This window comes from Streptomyces sp. KR55 (assembly GCF_052245645.1).
In the GTDB taxonomy this organism is placed as follows: domain Bacteria; phylum Actinomycetota; class Actinomycetes; order Streptomycetales; family Streptomycetaceae; genus Streptomyces; species Streptomyces flavusporus.
The window spans coordinates 25290-42189 of the sequence record NZ_JBQQCE010000003.1 but is presented as its reverse complement, the minus strand read 5'-3'; the positions used below and the strand labels follow the sequence as shown (position 1 = coordinate 42189).

General features: G+C 69.9%; 18 protein-coding genes and 1 pseudogene. 7 read left to right on the top strand and 12 right to left on the bottom strand.

The window, feature by feature from the left end:
• Nucleotides 1-39: 39 nt before the first annotated feature.
• The 8 genes from ACTWQJ_RS00850 to ACTWQJ_RS00815 form a co-directional block, all read right to left on the bottom strand.
• Complete coding sequence (locus ACTWQJ_RS00850) at nucleotides 40-1323, bottom strand: thymidine phosphorylase (RefSeq protein WP_443304668.1); 1284 nt, start codon at nucleotides 1321-1323, stop codon at nucleotides 40-42.
• Nucleotides 1324-1394: 71 nt separating this feature from the next.
• Nucleotides 1395-1790 (bottom strand): cytidine deaminase, encoded by a 396-nt coding sequence (locus tag ACTWQJ_RS00845; RefSeq protein ID WP_385517707.1) that lies wholly within the window; start codon nucleotides 1788-1790, stop codon nucleotides 1395-1397.
• A complete protein-coding gene (locus ACTWQJ_RS00840) occupies nucleotides 1787-3052 on the bottom strand; it encodes an ABC transporter permease (RefSeq protein ID WP_409470049.1) in 1266 nt (421 codons plus the stop codon). The genes ACTWQJ_RS00845 and ACTWQJ_RS00840 overlap by 4 nt, the downstream gene beginning before the upstream one ends.
• A complete protein-coding gene (locus tag ACTWQJ_RS00835; protein ID WP_409470050.1) occupies nucleotides 3049-4170 on the bottom strand; it encodes an ABC transporter permease in 1122 nt (373 codons plus the stop codon). The genes ACTWQJ_RS00840 and ACTWQJ_RS00835 overlap by 4 nt, the downstream gene beginning before the upstream one ends.
• The gene (locus tag ACTWQJ_RS00830; protein WP_443304689.1) at nucleotides 4170-5765 is read right to left on the bottom strand and encodes an ABC transporter ATP-binding protein; all 1596 of its coding nucleotides are present in this window, start codon (nucleotides 5763-5765) and stop codon (nucleotides 4170-4172) included. Before ACTWQJ_RS00830 ends, ACTWQJ_RS00835 begins: the two co-directional genes overlap by 1 nt.
• Nucleotides 5766-6099: 334 nt before the next feature.
• On the bottom strand, nucleotides 6100-7149 hold the full coding sequence (locus ACTWQJ_RS00825; RefSeq protein ID WP_443304667.1) for a BMP family lipoprotein: 1050 nt from the start codon (nucleotides 7147-7149) through the stop codon (nucleotides 6100-6102).
• A gap of 494 nt (nucleotides 7150-7643) precedes the next feature.
• Nucleotides 7644-8687 (bottom strand): BMP family lipoprotein, encoded by a 1044-nt coding sequence (locus ACTWQJ_RS00820; protein ID WP_443304666.1) that lies wholly within the window; start codon nucleotides 8685-8687, stop codon nucleotides 7644-7646.
• 267 nt (nucleotides 8688-8954) lie between these two features.
• On the bottom strand, nucleotides 8955-10184 hold the full coding sequence (locus tag ACTWQJ_RS00815; RefSeq protein ID WP_443304688.1) for a M20 family metallopeptidase: 1230 nt from the start codon (nucleotides 10182-10184) through the stop codon (nucleotides 8955-8957).
• Between the two features lie 262 nt (nucleotides 10185-10446).
• On the opposite strand from ACTWQJ_RS00815, the gene ACTWQJ_RS00810 reads away from it, so the two are divergent.
• Complete coding sequence (locus tag ACTWQJ_RS00810; RefSeq protein WP_443304665.1) at nucleotides 10447-11124, top strand: class I SAM-dependent DNA methyltransferase; 678 nt, start codon at nucleotides 10447-10449, stop codon at nucleotides 11122-11124.
• On the opposite strand, the gene ACTWQJ_RS00805 is transcribed toward ACTWQJ_RS00810, so the two are convergent.
• Together ACTWQJ_RS00805 and ACTWQJ_RS00800 are read right to left on the bottom strand one after the other, a co-directional pair.
• On the bottom strand, nucleotides 11110-11292 hold the full coding sequence (locus tag ACTWQJ_RS00805; protein ID WP_443304664.1) for a hypothetical protein: 183 nt from the start codon (nucleotides 11290-11292) through the stop codon (nucleotides 11110-11112). The genes ACTWQJ_RS00810 and ACTWQJ_RS00805 overlap by 15 nt on opposite strands.
• 60 nt (nucleotides 11293-11352) lie before the next feature.
• Nucleotides 11353-11541, bottom strand: a pseudogene (locus tag ACTWQJ_RS00800) (hypothetical protein); the annotation flags it as partial.
• Nucleotides 11542-11571: 30 nt separating this feature from the next.
• Between ACTWQJ_RS00800 and ACTWQJ_RS00795 the strand changes: the two are divergent.
• Nucleotides 11572-11703, top strand: coding sequence for a hypothetical protein (locus tag ACTWQJ_RS00795; protein ID WP_443304663.1), 132 nt, complete (start codon nucleotides 11572-11574; stop codon nucleotides 11701-11703).
• Nucleotide 11704: 1 nt separating this feature from the next.
• On the opposite strand, the gene ACTWQJ_RS00790 is transcribed toward ACTWQJ_RS00795, so the two are convergent.
• The gene (locus tag ACTWQJ_RS00790) at nucleotides 11705-12127 is read right to left on the bottom strand and encodes an ATP-binding protein (RefSeq protein WP_443304662.1); all 423 of its coding nucleotides are present in this window, start codon (nucleotides 12125-12127) and stop codon (nucleotides 11705-11707) included.
• Between the two features lie 225 nt (nucleotides 12128-12352).
• Here ACTWQJ_RS00790 and ACTWQJ_RS00785 point away from each other — a divergent pair, with 225 nt between their 5' ends.
• From ACTWQJ_RS00785 to ACTWQJ_RS00765, 5 genes are all read left to right on the top strand, one after another.
• On the top strand, nucleotides 12353-13204 hold the full coding sequence (locus ACTWQJ_RS00785) for a helix-turn-helix domain-containing protein (protein ID WP_443304661.1): 852 nt from the start codon (nucleotides 12353-12355) through the stop codon (nucleotides 13202-13204).
• Nucleotides 13205-13212: 8 nt separating this feature from the next.
• Entirely contained in the window at nucleotides 13213-13410 is a 198-nt protein-coding gene (locus ACTWQJ_RS00780; RefSeq protein WP_443304660.1) for a DUF397 domain-containing protein, read from the top strand.
• A 95-nt stretch (nucleotides 13411-13505) separates the two neighbouring features.
• Nucleotides 13506-13670, top strand: a complete 165-nt coding sequence (locus ACTWQJ_RS00775; protein ID WP_443304659.1) for a class I SAM-dependent methyltransferase — start codon at nucleotides 13506-13508, stop codon at nucleotides 13668-13670.
• Between the two features lie 3 nt (nucleotides 13671-13673).
• Nucleotides 13674-14273, top strand: a complete 600-nt coding sequence (locus ACTWQJ_RS00770) for a methyltransferase domain-containing protein (RefSeq protein ID WP_443304658.1) — start codon at nucleotides 13674-13676, stop codon at nucleotides 14271-14273.
• Entirely contained in the window at nucleotides 14270-15235 is a 966-nt protein-coding gene (locus tag ACTWQJ_RS00765; RefSeq protein ID WP_443304657.1) for an EamA family transporter, read from the top strand. Before ACTWQJ_RS00770 ends, ACTWQJ_RS00765 begins: the two co-directional genes overlap by 4 nt.
• Here ACTWQJ_RS00765 and ACTWQJ_RS00760 read toward each other — a convergent pair.
• Entirely contained in the window at nucleotides 15187-16893 is a 1707-nt protein-coding gene (locus tag ACTWQJ_RS00760; protein ID WP_443304656.1) for a response regulator transcription factor, read from the bottom strand. The genes ACTWQJ_RS00765 and ACTWQJ_RS00760 overlap by 49 nt on opposite strands.
• Nucleotides 16894-16900: the final 7 nt, after the last annotated feature.

Here is a 16900-nt window from a genome sequence, read left to right as displayed (position 1 = left end):
GGAGCCGTGACACCAGCGGCCTCCGGCCGCGGGCGCAGCTCAGGCGATGCGCTCCAGTACCACCGGCGATGCCGTGAAGTCGGTGCCCGGCGCCGCGATGTCGTAGGAACCCTCGACCGCCTCCAGCGCGTACGCGAAGCGCTCCGGCGTGTCCGTGTGGAGCGTCAGCAGTGGCTGGCCCTCCTTCACCGTGTCGCCCGGCTTGGCGTGCAGCTCGACGCCCGCGGCGGCCTGCACCGGGTCCTCCTTGCGGGCACGGCCGGCGCCCAGGCGCCACGCGGCGATGCCGATGTCGTAGGCGTCGAGGCGGGTCAGGACACCCGACATCGCCGCCTTCACCACATGCTGTTCCTTCGACGTGGGCAGCGGGGCGTCCGGGTCGCCGCCCTGGGCCGCGATCATGCGGCGCCAGACGTCCATCGCGGAGCCGTCGGCCAGCGCTTTCGCCGGGTCGGCATCGCGGACGCCCGCCGCGTCGAGCATCTCGCGGGCCAGGGCCAGCGTCAGCTCCACCACGTCGGAAGGCCCGCCGCCCGCCAGGACCTCCACCGACTCGCGGACCTCCAGTGCGTTGCCCGCCGTCAGGCCGAGCGGCGTCGACATGTCCGTCAGGAGCGCGACCGTCTTCACGCCGTGGTCGGTGCCGAGGCCGACCATCGTGGACGCCAGCTCGCGCGCGTCGTCCAGCGTCTTCATGAAGGCGCCGGTGCCCACCTTGACGTCCAGGACCAGCGAGCCCGTACCCTCCGCGATCTTCTTCGACATGATCGACGAGGCGATCAGCGGGATCGCCTCCACCGTGCCGGTCACGTCGCGCAGTGCGTACAGCTTCTTGTCCGCCGGGGCCAGGCCCTCGCCCGCCGCGCAGATCACCGCGCCGACACCGTCCAGTACGGACAGCATCTCCTCGTTGGAGAGCAGCGCCCGCCAGCCAGGGATCGACTCCAGCTTGTCCAGCGTGCCGCCCGTGTGGCCGAGCCCCCGGCCCGACAGCTGCGGGACGGCCGCACCGCACGCCGCCACCAGCGGGGCCAGCGGGAGGGTGATCTTGTCGCCGACGCCGCCCGTCGAGTGCTTGTCCGCCGTCGGGCGGGACAGGGACGAGAAGTCCATGCGCTCGCCGGAGGCGATCATCGCGGCGGTCCAGCGGGCGATCTCCCGCCGGTTCATGCCGTTGAGCAGGATGGCCATCGCGAGGGCCGACATCTGCTCGTCGGCGACCTCGCCGCGGGTGTACGCGTCGATGACCCAGTCGATCTGCTCGTCGCTGAGCTCACCGCGGTCCCGCTTGGTGCGGATGACGGAGATGACGTCCATGGCCATGGCTGGCTTTCCTTCCGGGGATTGCGAAGAGTACGGCCCCTGCGAGTCAAGTCCCAGGGGCCGTACGGGAGTTACGAGCGGAGGTGCCCCGGCCCGAAGGCCTGCGGCAGCATCTCCGACAGCGGCAGGATGCCCGCCGGTGTCTCCAGCAGCAGGTCGGGGCCGCCGAACTCGTACAACAGCTGTCGGCAGCGGCCGCACGGGACGAGGATCTCGCCCCGGCCGTCCACGCAGGTGAAGTGCGTGAGGCGGCCGCCCCCGGTGCGCTGCAGTTCCGAGACCAGCCCGCACTCGGCGCACAGGCCGAGGCCGTACGAGGCGTTCTCGACGTTGCAGCCGGTGACCGTGCGGCCGTCGTCGACGAGGGCCGCGACGCCGACCGGGTACCCCGAGTAGGGGGCGTAGGCGTGGCTCATGGCCTCGCGCGCCACCTCCCGCAGGGCGTCCCAGTCGACCGCGGGCGTCACTTGCCTTGTCCCTTCCGGTAGGGCAGACCGTCCGCCTTCGGCATCCGCAGCCGCTGCGCCGACAGGGCGAGGACGACCAGCGTGATGACGTACGGCGTGGCGGAGACGACCTGGTTGGGGACCTCGTTGGTGCCGGCGTACCAGGCGAACACCAGGGCGCCGACGACCAGCGTGATCACGGCCTGGACGTACTTCTTCCGGACCGCCAGCCAGATCGCGCCGATGATCAGCAGCAGCGCGCCGAGCAGCAGCAGTGCGTGGACGTTCTCGGAGCCGCCGCGCAGGTTGAGGCTGTCGGTGTAGCCGAACAGGCCCGCGCCGATGGCGAGTCCGCCCGGCATCCAGTTACCGAAGATCATCGCGGCGAGACCGATGTAACCACGGCCGCTGACCTGGCCCTCCAGGTAGAAGGGGTTGGCCACGATGGAGAGGAACACGCCACCCAGGCCGGCCAGGCCGCCGGAGATGATCACGGCCAGGTACTTGTACTTGTAGACGTTCACGCCGAGGGACTCGGCCGCGACCGGGTTCTCGCCGCAGGAGCGCAGCCGCAGGCCGAAGGCCGTACGCCACAGGATCCACCAGGTCGCCGGGACGAGCGCGACGGCGATCAGGGTCAGCCAGGAGACGTTGGTGACCAGGCCGCCCAGCAGGCCCGCGATGTCGGAGATCAGGAACCAGCCCTGGTTGTTGAGGTCCCTGAGGCCGTCGGACAGGCCCGGCACCGTGAAGTTGCCGAGGGACTCGACCGCCGGGGACTGCTTGGCGGAGCCGCCCGGGTGGCCCTCGAAGGCGAGGGGCGCGAGGTAGCGGGTGGCGCCGAGGGCGAGGATGTTGATCGCCACACCGGAGACGATGTGGTTGACGTTGAAGGTGACGGTCACGAAGGCGTGCAGCAGGCCGCCGATCGCACCGCCGATGATGCCGACCAGGACACCGGTCCACGGGCCCCACTGGAATCCGGCCCAGGCACCGAACCAGGTGCCGAGGATCATCATGCCCTCGAGGCCGATGTTGACGACGCCCGCGCGCTCGGCCCAGAGGCCGCCGAGACCGGCGAGGCCGATCGGCACGGCGAGCTGGAGCGCGGTGGACATCTGGCTGACGTTGGTGATGCCGTCGGCGCCGGTGATGATGCGGACGATCGAGGTCAGCGCCAGGGCTCCGGCGATGACCAGGAGCAGCACCGGCCAGGACATCCGGCGGCCGGTCGGCGCCGCGGGCTGCAGCGTGGGCTGGTTGACGTCGGTCGCGGTGGTCATCGGCCAGCCACCTCCTTCGTGGTGTTGTGGGCGCCGAGGACGTGACCGGCGGCCAGTTCGGCGCCGACCCGGCGCTGCTGGCGGCGCAGACCCCATTCGCGTACGGCCTCGTAGGAGACGACGACCGACAGCACGATCAGGCCCTGCATGATGACCGCGATCTCCTTGTCGTAGCCGTGAAAGTCCAGCTCGGGCGAGGCCTTGTCGAGCCACGCCCACAGCAGGGCGGCGAAGGCGATACCGACGGGGCTGTTACGGCCGAGCAGGGCGATGCCGATGCCGAGGAAGCCGATGCCGGTGGGGAAGTTGAGGCTGTAGGTGTGGGTGTCGCCGAGCAGGATCGGCAGGCCCGCGAGTCCGGCGATGGCGCCGGAGATGAGCATCGCGGTGAGGACCATGCGCTTGGGGTCCACGCCGCTGGCCGCGGCGGCGGTCTCCGAGGCGCCGGAGGCGCGCAGGTCGAAGCCGAAGCGGGTGCGGTTGAGGACGACCCAGTAGCCGATGCCGAGGAGTACGGCGAGGACGACCAGACCGTAGATCTCGCCGGCGGCGCCCATGTCGATGCCGGGCACCCAGCCCGACTCGTGCATCTCGCCGGTGGTGTTGTTGTTGCCGACCTTGACGCCGAAGACGGTCGGCAGCCACAGGTAGCCGATGACGGAGGTCGCGATCGCGTTGAGCATGATGGTCGCGACGACCTCGCTGACGCCCCGGGTGACCTTGAGGACACCGGCGATGCCGGCCCAGAAGGCGCCGGTGCAGATGGCGGTCAGGAGCAGCAGCGGGATCTGGATCGCGGCCGGCAGGTTCATGTGGGCGCCGACGATCGCGGCCAGCATGGCGCCGAGCTGGTACTGGCCGTCGACGCCGATGTTGAACAGGTTCATCCGGAAGCCGATGGCGACCGCGAGCGCCGCGATGTAGTACATCGAGGCCTGGTTGATGATCAGGACCTGGATGTCGGAGAAACCGGCCTGCTCGAACATCACGGCGAACGGCTCGACCGGGTTCTTGCCCGACGCGATCAGCACGATCGCGCTCAGCACGAAGGCCACAGCGAGCGCGATGACCGGTCCGGCCACGGCGAGGAGCACACGCTCCTTGTCGAACTTCTTCATCAGCGGGCCTCGTCTTTGCCGGACTCGGGGGTCTCTTCGTGTTCGAGGTGTCCGGTCGCGGCGCCGGTCATGGCCGAACCGAGCTCCTCGGGAGTGATCGTGGCCGGGTCGGCGTCGGCGACCAGCTTGCCGTTGTAGATCACCCGGAGCGTGTCGGACAGGCCGATCAGCTCGTCCAGGTCGGCGGAGATCAACAGCACGGCCAGGCCCTCGTGGCGGGCCTCACGGATGTGGTCCCAGATCGCGGCCTGCGCGCCGACGTCCACACCGCGGGTCGGGTGCGCGGCGATCAGGAAGCGCGGCTTGTGGCTCATCTCGCGGCCGACGATCAGCTTCTGCTGGTTGCCGCCGGACAGAGAGGCGGCGGTGACGTCGATGCCGGGGGTGCGGACGTCGTACGCCTCGACGATGCGGCGCGTGTCCGCCTGCGCGGCCTTCGGGTCGAGCCATACGCCCTTGGCGTTGGGCCGCTCGGTGACATGGCCGAGGATGCGGTTCTCCCAGAGGGGGGCCTCCAGGAGCAGGCCGTGCCGGTGCCGGTCCTCGGGGATGTAGCCGACGCCCTGCTCGCGGCGCTTACGGGTGGCCCAGCCGGTGATCTCCTCGTCGGCGAGCCGGATCGTGCCGGAGTCGGCATGGCGCAGGCCGATCAGCGCGTCGACCAGTTCGGTCTGGCCGTTGCCCTCGACGCCGGCGATGCCCAGGACCTCGCCGGCGTGGATGGTGAAGCTGATGTCGTCCAGGAGGGCCTTGCCGCCGGCCGCCTCCAGGCGCAGTTTCTCCACGGTGATGACGGGGCGGTCGGTGACCGTGGACTCGGCGGTCTCCGGCGTGGGCAGCTCGCTGCCGACCATCATCTCGGCGAGCTGGCGCGGGGTGGTCTCGGCGGGGACGGCCGTACCGACCGTCGTACCGCGCCGGATGACGGTGATCTCGTCCGCGACGGACAGCCCCTCGCCCAGCTTGTGGGAGATGAAGATGACCGACAGGCCCTCCGCCTTGAGCTCGCGCAGGTTGTCGAAGAGTGCGTCCACCTCTTGCGGCACCAGGACGGCCGTGGGCTCGTCCAGGATCAGCGTGGTGGCACCCCGGTACAGAACCTTGAGGATCTCCACACGCTGGCGGGCGGCGACGCCGAGCTCCTCGACCAGAACATCGGGCCGCACCCCGAGGCCGTACCGCTCGGAGATCTCCTTGATCTTGCGGCGGGCCCGGGCACCGATGCCGAACAGCTTCTCGCTGCCCAGCACCACGTTCTCGAGCACGGTGAGGTTGTCGGCCAGCATGAAGTGCTGGTGCACCATGCCGATGCCGCGGGCGATGGCGTCGGCGGGGCTGTGCAGGGTGACCTGCTCGCCGTCGATCGTGATCGTGCCCTCGTCCGGCTTCTGCATGCCGTAGAGGATCTTCATCAGCGTCGACTTGCCGGCGCCGTTCTCGCCGACGAGGGCGTGGACGGTGCCCTTGCGGACGCTGAGGTGGATGTCGTGGTTGGCCACGACGCCCGGGAAACGCTTGGTGATCCCGGCGAGTTCGACGGCGGTCGCCTGACCGTTGACCGCCGCTCCGGCCGGAGGGCTGCTGGACGCGTTGATGGCGCACTCTCCTGGGGACGGGGGTCGTCTACGCGCGTAGCGCCCCTACGGCATACAAAGGGGCGACGCGCCGAGACAACGGGGTACAGGGAGACAGCCTCCCCGTACCCCGTTGAGCGGACGTAACCCCGCGGTTACTGACTGCTCGAAGTCCAAGGGGGCGTCTCATGGATCCTGCCGGCGTCGCGGGCCCTGGCACGCACATCTGCCGCGTTGTCGTCAGTCGCCGACTCCCTCCTCCGCCTTGCAGCTGCACGCACCAGATCCCGCTCAGCGCGTTATCAGGCGCTGCCACTTGGAGCCGGCCTGATCCATGAGACACCCCCTTGCCCTGTCAGCTGCTCTTGACCTTGATCTCGCCGCTGATGATCTTCTCCTTGGCCGTCTCGATGGCTTCCTGGAGCTCGGCGTCGTCCGCGAACTTCGGGTTGGAGTCCGCGAGCCCGACCTCGCCGGTCTTCAGATCGCCCTTGACGATACCGGTCACGGGCTTGCCGTCCTCGACCGACTTCGCCAGGCCGAACACCGCCTTGGCGACGTCCTTCTTCGCCGAGGTCAGGATGTAGTCCTTGTACTTGGCGAGGGCTTCCTGCTGGTACTGGTCGGAGTCGACACCGATCGCCCACACCTTGTTGGCGGCGGCGGCCTCGATCACACCCTGACCGGACAGACCGGCCGCCGCGTACACGACGTCGGCCTTCTTCTCGATCTGCCCCTCGGCGGCGGTCTTGCCCTTGTCGGGGCTGGAGAAGCCGCCCTCCTCCGCGGTCTGCGTCAGGTACTGCGAGACGACCTTGACCTTGCCACCACTGGTGTCCTCGACGCCCTGCTCGAAGCCCGCCTGGAACTTGTGAATGAGCGGGATATCCACACCACCCACAAAGCCCACAACGTTCGACTTGGTGCTCTTGGCGGCAGCGACCCCGGCGAGATACGAGGCCTGCTCCTCGGAAAAGACCAGGTCGGCCACGTTGTCCGCCTGGACCTGCGCGTCGTCGACGATGCCGAAGGTGGTGTCGGGATACTTCTCCGCGACCTCCTTGACGGCCGGCGCGTACGCGTAGCCGACACCGATCACCGGGTTGTAGCCCTGCTTCGCCAGCGACGACAGACGCTGCGCCTTGTCGGCGTCCGTCTCCCCCTCGGTGGGCTCGATGTCGGCCGTCTCGTAGCCGAACTCCTTCTTCGCCTGCTCCAGGCCCGCATATGCGGCGTCGTTGAAGGACTGGTCGCCCTTGCCGCCGACGTCGTAGGCGATGGCGAGGCCCTTGTCGCCCGACCCGGAGGACGAACCCTCGGTCGAGGTGCCGCCGCAGGCGGACAGAGCGAGGGCGAGGGATGCGGTCGCTGCGCCTGCGACCGCGATGCGGGAAACCCGGCGCATGTGTGGTGCTCCTGTCGTACAAGCGCCGGACGGTTTAGCTTCGGCGCTGGCTTCGCCGCAGATTAACGCGCGTAGACCTGCCTGAAAACCCCTTCTGTCCACCTTGTTATCCGCCCGTGGCCAATACCACCCGCACCCCAGGTCACGGCCTTGCCGCCTGCAAACGGAACGTGGCACTCGGTGATGCGCAGCCGCCCACGGCGGGAAGGGGACGTGCCGGGGGGTGTCCGCCCGCAGCGGCTGCCGAAAACGCCCGGCACCCCGAAAGGAACCAGCCCGGAAGACCGAGGACGGACCCCCCCTGCCGCGGCCCCGACCCACAACGAAGCCACAGGCGCAACCCGCACCACCACGCACCCGCACAGGCCGCCGCAGGCACCCGCACAGGCCGCCGCAGGCATCCCGCACAAGCGCCGCAGGCACCCGCACACCAGAAAGCGGGCGGACGCCGAACACGCCCACCCGCTTCTCACCGATCCACCCGCGTACGACGGCTACTCGGTCTTGACCTTGATGGAGCCGCCGATGATGCCTTCCTTGGCCTTGTTCACGGCGTCCTGAAGACCGGCGATCTTCGCGAACTCCGGGTTGCTCTCGGACAGTCCGACGCCGTCCACCTTCAGGTCGAAGGTCTGGGTACCGGTCAGCGGCTTACCGTCCTCCACGGACTTGGCCAGCGTGTACACCGCACCGCCGACGTCCTTGAGCGCGGAGGTGAGGATGTAGTTCTTGTACGCCGAGAGAGCTTCCTGCTGGTACTGGTCGGAGTCGACCCCGATCGCCCACACCTTGGCCTTGGCCGCGGCCTCGATGACACCCTGCCCGGACAGACCGGCCGCCTGGTAGACGACGTCGGCCTTCTTCTCGATCTGCCCCTCGGCGGCGGCCTTGCCCTTGTCCGGGCTGGAGAAGCCACCCTCCTCGGCGGTCTGCGTCAGGTACTGCGAGACGACCTTGACGTCCGGGTTGGTCTCCGCGACGCCCTGCTTGTAACCGGCCTCGAACTTGTGGATCAGCGGAATGTCCACACCGCCGACGAAGCCCACGGTGTTGGTCTTGGTGGCCTTGGCAGCAGCGACACCGGCGAGGTAGGAGGCCTGCTCCTCGGCGAACACAAGGGAGGCCACGTTGTCGCCCTCGACGACCGAGTCGACGATGCCGAACGTGGTGTCCGGGTACTTCTCGGCCACGGCCTGCATGGCGGGCCCGTAGGCGAAGCCGACGCCGATGACAGGGTTGTAGCCCTGCCTGGCGAGGGAGGCCAGGCGCTGCTCCTTGTCGGCGTCGGTCTCGCCCTCGGTGGGCTCGATGTCGGCGGTCTTGTAGCCGAACTCCTTCGCGGCCTTCTGCAGACCGGCGTACGCGGCGTCGTTGAAGGACTGGTCGCCCTTGCCGCCGATGTCGTACGCGATGGCGAGGCCCAGGTTCTCCTTGGACTCGTCGCCGCTGTCACCACTGGTGCCACCGCAGGCCGTGGCGGCAAGTGCGAGCGACGCGACCCCCACCGCGACGCGGGTCAGTTTGGATATCCGACGCATCTGAAGTTCCCCATTCTCCAAAGCCCCGCAGTGGGTGCTCGGTTCGGCGCACATTAACGCGCGTAGACACTCCTGGGAACGGGCTTCTGCGTGGCCGTTATCCATTCGTGCCGGTGGCCGGTTACGACCTTGTGAACCACCGGCTCGAATGGTGTGCACCTGGGGCGATCCCGGCGCGGTGAAGGGCATCTCTGATCACTACGCGCACCAGGCTGCCCCCACTCCTGACGGGCCGCAACCGGAGGAGAACGACGTTGAACGACCGGCCTACCGACCGCCGTGGACCAGCGCCGCCGCGGTGAAGAGCTCCACGCCGACGGTGATGGCGGACTCGTCGACATCGAAGTCGCCCTGGTGCAGATCGCGCACCGTGCGCTCGCCGGGCGTGCGCACGCCGAGCCGGGCCATGGCGCCGGGCACCTGCTCCAGATACCAGGAGAAGTCCTCCCCGCCGAGGCTCTGGTCGGTCCCCTCGACGGAGTCGGCCCCGCGCCGCGCGGTCATGGCCTCGCGCAGCAGCTCGGTCGTCTCGGCCTCGTTGACGACGGGGGGAACGCCTCGCACGTAGTTGATCTCCGACTTGGCCCGGTGCAGATTGGCCACCTCGTCGATCGCCGCATGCACGATGTCGGGCGCCTGCCGCCAGGCGTCGAGGTCCAGACAGCGCACGGTTCCGGAGAGCTCGGCGTGCTGCGGGATGACGTTCGGTGCGTGCCCCGACTCGATCCGCCCCCAGGTCACGGCGAGCCCGCTGCGGGTGTCGATGCGCCGGGCGACCAGGGCGGGCACGTCGGTCACCACGCGGGCGACGGCGGTGACGAGGTCGGTCGTCAGATGGGGCCGGGCGGTGTGCCCGCCGGGCCCGTCCAGGGCGATTTCCAGCCGGTCGCAGGCGGAGGTGATGGGGCCCTCCCGCAGTCCGATCAGCCCGGCGTCGACCCTGGGGTCGCAGTGCACGGCGATCATCCGCTCCACCCCCTCGAGCACCCCGCAGTCGATGGCGTCGGCGGCACCTCCGGGCAGCACCTCCTCGGCCGGCTGGAAGACCAGCCGCACGGGCCGCGGCAGCAGTCCCTGCTTGTGCAGTTCGGCGAGGACGAGCCCGGTGCCGAGTACCACGGTCGTGTGTACGTCGTGCCCGCAGGCGTGCGCCCGGTCGGGCACGGTGGACCGGTAGGGGCACTCGGTCTTGGCGTCCGGGATGGGCAGGGCGTCGATGTCGGCCCGGAAGCCGAGCATGGGGGCCCCGCCGCGCCACTGCCCGCCGTCGGCCCCGACGTCACATACGAGCCCGGTCCCGACGGGCAGCACCTGCGGCTTCAGGCCGGCCTTCTCGAGGCGTGCCTTGATCGCGGCGGTCGTACGGAACTCCTGGTTGCCGAGTTCCGGATGCATGTGCAGGTCGCGCCGGAAGGCGACCAGTTCGGCACGCAGCGCCTCGGACAGCGTGCCGGGAAGCGCGGCCCCGGGGAGGTCGGCGTCGGACTCCAGTGACATCTGTTGCTTCACCCTCTGAAGGGTAGGACGCCCGGACGGCCAGCTGACCCGAGATCAACAAAAGTTCAGCCCGTTAGGGGAAGAAAATCTGGCCGTCGGACGCATAGGCATCAACTTGGGTGGGTAAACTCGCCCGTTTTTACCGGTTGAGCCGATCACGGGCACCGCGTTCCTCCACGCATACCACGCCCAGCCCCACCCGCGCGCTCCCGTTCATCTGTCGGACGCCCACGGCACGCGCTCCCCGGTAGCCTGCGCGACCGTGACCGATCTGGACGCGGCCTTCCTGGAGGCCACCCGCAGCTCTTACGACGCGATGGCCGACGACTACGCGGCCCACTTCCCCGACGGCCCCGGCATGCCCGTGGACCGGGCCGTGGTCGGCGCCTTCGCCGACCTCGCCCGCACGCACGCCCCCGCCCCGGTGGCCGACCTGGGTTCGGGTCCCGGCGGGGTCACGGCGATGCTGGACGGCCTCGGTGTCCCGGTGTTCGGCGTGGACGTCTCCCCGCGGATGGTGGAGCTGACCCGCCGGGCGCACCCCGGTCTGCGCTTCCATGTGGGTTCGATGACGAGCCTGGACCTGCCGGACGGGACACTGGCCGGCGTGCTGGCGCTGTACTCGATCATCCACATCCCGGACGAGCACCTGCCGGCGACGTTCGCCGAGTTCCACCGCGTTCTGCTCCCCGGCGGACACGTCCTGGTGGGCTTTCAGTACGGCGACACGGAGGACCGTCTCCACCTCACGGAACGCTTCGGCCACGAGATCGCCCTGCACTACCACTGGCGTACGCCCGAAAAGGTGACCGACCTCCTGACGAAGGCCGGCCTCGACGTCCAAGCCCGTGTTTTGCGCGAGCCCCAGGAGGAGGAGAAGCGCCCTCGGGCGTTTCTCCTGGCCCGCAAGGCCGACGGGGCGCCCCTAGTCGCCATCTGAGCCGGAGCTCCGGCTCGTGCGCCCCGAACTGCGCAGCAGCTTGCCGGCCGTCAGGGTCACAGCGGCCACCACGCGCACCCAGCGCGGGCCGCCCCGTTCCGCCCACACGACGCAGACGCATCCTCCGACGGCGAGCGCCAGAACGCCGGACAACACGAGTATCTCCATGCCTCTCCCCCTGCTTGCTGGCCGGTACTGCGGTCCGCGCATCCTCTCATTCGCGGATCGCTACACCGCCCGCACCGCCGACAGCCGGTGCACATCGCGGGCCGTCCCCGTCACTCTGTCCAGGAAGCCCTGGGCGCGCGGTGAGGCGGTCCGGGTGAGCCATTCGGGGTTGATGTCGCAGACGGCGACGCGGACGTCCGTGCCGGCGAGGGCCAGCGGGAGGGTGTGGACGACCGTGGAGCGGAACGCTTCGGCCACGAGATATCGCTCGACTACTACTTGCGCACCCCGGACACGGTCGCCGCCCACCTGGCCAAGGCGGACCTTCAGGTCCAGGCCCGCGTCCTGCGCGAACCGGTGGACGAGGAGACGCGCCCTCGCGCGTTCGTCCTGGCCCGCAAGCGGCCGTGACCTACGTGGTCATCTCGCACCAGACGTACTTGCCCCTGTTGCCGTGCCTGGACAGCGGCTGCCATCCCCACAGATCACTGCAGGCCCGGACGAGGGCGAGCCCGCGCCCTTCCTCCAGCTCGGCGAGCTGATCCCACGACCTTGGCGGTTCAGGCGGTTCGGGATCGGCGTCCCAGGCCCCAAACCGCAGCACGCCCGCCGCCCAGCGCACACGCAGGGCGGCGGGCCCCTTCGTGTGGCGTACGGCATTGGAGACCAGCTCAGTGGCGAGCAGTTCGGCGACGTCGACGAGGTTGATCAGGCCATGCATGGTGAGGATCAGGCGGAGGGTGCGGCGGCTGATGGTGACGGCGCGCAGGTCGTTCGGGATGTAGAGGGAGTACTCCCAGGACTCGGAGTCGGCTTCGGGTGCGGTTTCGGGCATGCGTCAACTCCTGTTCGATGGTTTGGGGTTGCGGTCAGCGGGCGGTGGCAGTGCCGCAGCCGTCATGGCAGGACGGAGTGGTGCGCTTCCGGGATCCCGGCGTTCCGCAGAGTGTGCGTCGCATCACCGACGGTAGACCTTAGATTTAAGAAGCGGCAAGCCAATCGCCTAACCTGACCCCCGAACGAGTCGCGCTCGCAAGCGCGTTGAACCAAGGAGCAGTCGATGGGAACCAAGCGCGAGCCCACGGCGCGACAGTTGCGGCTGGCGGTCGAATTGCGCAGGCTCCGCGAAGCGGCAGGGCTCAGTGCACGCGAGTCAGCAGCACTGCTCGGCGTGAACTCCGTCCAGATCAGCCAGATCGAGTTGGGCACCTCGGGCGTCAGCGAGCAGCGACTGCGCCGACTTGCAGGGCATTACGCCTGCACGGACGAGGAATTCGTCGAAGCCTTGACGGCGATGGCGACCGACCGGACGCGCGGCTGGTGGGAGGAGTACCGGGGGCATCTGCCCACGTCATTCCTGGACTTGTCCGAGTTGGAACACAACGCCACCTTCCGATGGGACGTGGACCTGCTCCACGTGTCAGGCCTTCTGCAGACCGAGGACTACGCACGGGCGCTCTTCTCAACCCGCATTCCGGAACTCCCCGAGGGAGAGCTAGAGTTGCGCGTTCGGCATCGCATGCAGCGGCGCCTGATCATCGAAGGGGCCACGCCGATCCCGTACGAGGCGGTGATCCACGAGGCGGCCCTGCGGATCAGAGTCGGTGGCCGGGCTGCCGCACAGGCTCAGCTCGCCCGCATCCTGGAACTCTCCGAAGCGGATCACATCACCGTCCGTGTCATCCCCTTCGCCCTGGAACGCTTCGACGACACCGGCAGCGCCATGATTTACGCGGGCGGCGGCGTCCCGAAGCTGGACACCGTGGTGCGCGACGGCCCTCACGGCACGACGTTCATCGACTCCGAGGCCCAACTCAGCGTCTTTCGAACACTTTTCCGTAGAGTAGAAGCTGCGTCACTCGATCCCGAACGGTCGCGTGAACTGATCCACAAGCTGGCCAAAGAGCTGTGAGGCACACGGTGAACACTCCCGACAACTGGCGGAAGTCGTCATACTCCGGTGGCGGCGACGGCAACGCCTGCGTGGAAATCTCAGACCGCCGCACCCACATGGCCATCCGCGACTCGAAGGCCCCGTCCTACGGGACCCTCAGCGTCCCAACCGAGGCCTTCACCCCCTTCATCGAAGCCCTGAAGAGGGAGTTTTCGGCCAAGTGATCACGGCTAGGTAGAACTACCGAAGCGCTCCTCCCACAAGCACCCGTAGAAACGTCACCAGTGCTGCTCGTCTCAGAGTTGTGGAGGACATTCGTATGCCCATGCCTGGTCACTCGATACACCGTGCGCTGGCCACGAGCCTGGACGTGGCCACCGGACAGCGGGTGCTGGACCTCGGGTGCGGAACTGGCGGGACACTGCAGGCCGTGGCGGAGCGGGTGCCGGGCGCCTTACTACACGGGTGCGACGTCGATCTGTAGGCGGTGGCGGCCACGCGGACCCTACTGGTCGGGGACGCCGAGATCGAGGTGCACGACCTCAACAAGCCGACCCGGTACGCCGCCGGCAGCATGGACGCGGTCGTCTGCCACGACGTCCTGGAGTTCCTGCGCGACCCGGCGGCGCTGATCGACGAAGTGGCCCGGCTGCTGCGGCCGGGCGGTACGGCGGTGATCTCGCACACCGACTACGACGCCCTGGTGATCCGCGCGGGCGACCCGGAGCTGACGCGTGCCGTGTGCCACGGATGGGCCGAGTTCCCCGAGGAGTGGATGGAGTTCAGCGACGCCTGGATGGGGCGCAAGGCGGCCGCCCTGGTGCGCAAGAGCCTGCTGCGGATGGAGCACGTCGACACGCATGTGACGGTGGGGACGGAGCTGACCGGATTCGCCCGGCACCGGGTGGAGCAGATCGCCGCGGCCCTGCGGGAACGCGCGGTCAACGGGACGGGACCACTGTCGGTCGCCGAGATCGACGAGTGGACCGCGTCCGTGGAACGGGCCGCGCAGGACGGGGAGTTCTTCTACGCGGAAACCGCGTTCCTCGTCCGGGCGACCGCCGCGTACGCCCCCGTACCGGCATGACCTCCACCGCGCCCACTGCGCCCGCCCCGCCCGCCGCCTCCCCCGTCCGCACTGCCGCACCGGCGATGGCCGCCACTGTCTGCGCCATGGTCAGCGTGCAGACCGGCGCCTCGCTCGCCGTGCCCCTCTTCGACCGGGTTTCGCCGGCCGGGACGGCCTGGCTGCGGCTGAGCTGCGCGGCAGTACTGCTGCTCGTATGGACCCGGCCGCGGCTCCGTCGTCTGCCCCGCCGCAGCCTGGGCGCGACGGCGGCGCTCGGCTGCGCCAGCGCGGTGATGACCCTGTGCTCCTTCCAGGCCATCGACCGGCTGCCACTGGGCACGGTCAGCGCGGTGGAGTTCACCGGGCCGCTGCTGGTGGCTGTCGTGGGGTCGCGGCGACGTGCCGACCTGGTGTGGCCGCTGCTGGCGCTGGGCGGGGTGCTGCTGCTCACCCGGCCCTGGGAGGCGTCCGCGGACTGGCTGGGGATCGGCTACGCACTGGGTGCCGCGACAGGGCTCGGCAGCTACATCGTGCTCACCCAGCGGGTCGGCGACCGGCTGCCCGGTCAGCAAGGCGTCGCGCTGTCCACGGCCGTGGCGGCCCTGTGCACCGGAGTGGTGGCGGGCGGCGAGGCGGAGGCGGACTGGTGGAGCCCACATGTGCTGGTCGTTTCGGCGCTGGCCGCGGTGCTGCTGCCGATCGCCCCGCATGTACTGGAACTGTTCGCGCTGCGCCGCCTGACGGCGGGGGCGTTCGGCACGCTGATGAGCCTGGAACCGGCGGTCGCGACGGGCATCGGTTTCCTCGTCCTCGCCCAGACCCCGGACGCGGGCCGGCTGGCCGGTGTGGTGCTGGTGTGCGTGGCGGGCACGGCGGCCTGCCGCAGCGGTACGAGGAGCACCACGCCGACGGTGACCGGACCGATCGTGGGTCAGCCCGACGTACCGCGCTCCGCACCGCGTCCGTCCTCGGAGCGGTAGTACCACCCCACGGCCTCCGCACGGTTGCGCACGCCCAGTCTGGTCAGGAGCTGGGCGACATGCGCGTTGACCGTGCGGACGCTCAGGCGCAGTTCCTCGGCGATCTCCCGGTCCGTGCGGCCCTCGGCGAGGCGGGCGATCACCTCGCGCTGGCGTGGTGTCAGGTCGGCCGACGGTGCCGGGGGCGGCCGGCGCGCGGCCGGCGCACGATCCGGGGGACGGTCCGGAAGACGGGGCGCCCGCAGCCGGGCGATCCGTTCGAGGTACGGCTTCGCCCCCATGGGTACGGCGATGCGCTCCGCCTCGTCGAGCAGCTCGGCCGCGCGTTCGTCACCCGGTCCGTACACGGCCGCCCGTCCCAGCAGGGCGTGGACCAGGCGGGCACGGGCATGGGTGCGGCGGAAGACCCAGATGGCGGTGTCCCAGTGCTCCGCCTCGTCCTGCTCCCAGGATCCTCCCGGCACCCGTGCCGCTTCCGCACGCGCCACGGCCACCACGCCGTCCGTCAGTTCGTAGGGCGCGGCCACATGGTGGCGTACCCGGGCGTAGACGCCCTCCACGATCTCCAGCAACCGGTGCGGCGTGGTGCCGGGGTGCAGCATGGGCGGCCGGGGGCCGGCCGTCTGGGCGTGGATCGCGGAAGCCAGCGCGTCGATGACGTACAGGCCGCTGCTGGGAGGTGCGAGGTGCCCGCCGGCCAGGAGGAGCGCACGGCCGGTCAGCTCCTCGACGGCCGCGTGATCACCGAGCCTGGCCGCCACAGCGAGCGCCAGGCTGAGGAAGTACGCCTCGTGCAGCGGGCTGCTGGTCGCCACCAGCCGGACCAACGACGGTGCCGGGTCCACATCCCGGCTGTGCCAGCTCTGCAGCCAGGCCCGTACGAGTGCCTCCTCGACCTCGTTGAGCGAACCGTGCCGCTCGTGCGGTGCCGGGTCGCTCAGCAGGTCGTCGGCCTCGGTCCAGCGGCCGGCCTCGATCAGGTCCTCGATCAGGGCCAGGCGCAGCGTGTTGCCCTCCTCGGTGGCCAGTTCGCCGTGTTCGGCGGCGTAGGCCAGGCCTGCGCCGCGGATACGGGCGGCGTCGGCGACGTTCCCGGTGCGTAGGTAGGTGGCGCGGGCCTCGTTGAAGTAGGAGCGTACGACCAGGTGGTACTGCTGGGACTCGAGGCCCAGGCGGCGGGCCCGCCGGGTGCGGTGGAGGGACTCGTCGAGGTGGCCCAGGGTGAGGGCGGCCTCGGCCACGACCGTGCAGACGACGGTCTCCAGCTCGGTGTCGTCGGCCTCGCGGGCCAGCTCTGCGGCCTCGTGGAGCAGCCGTACGCCGTCGTCGGTGCGGCCGCGCCGCAGCCCGGCGAGGCCGGAGGAGCAGAGCACCCGGATCCGCTCGTGCAGCGGAGCCTTCGGCCCCAGCTCGGCGAGGGACTGCTCGAAGTAGTCGTGCTCCCAGCTGGTGCTTCCCGCGTCGAGATAGCGGCCGAGGTGTTCCAGGAGCAGGGCGCGGGAGTCCGTCGTCCGCCCGGCCTCGGTCAGTGCCCGGACGGCGATCTGGTGGGCCAGGTCGGCCCGGCCGGAGCGGAAGGCCCGCTCGGCCCGTCGACGGAGCGTCTCGGCCCTGCTCGACGCAGCGTCAGCATCGTCGTCATGTCCGGCAGCTGCCACGACCCGC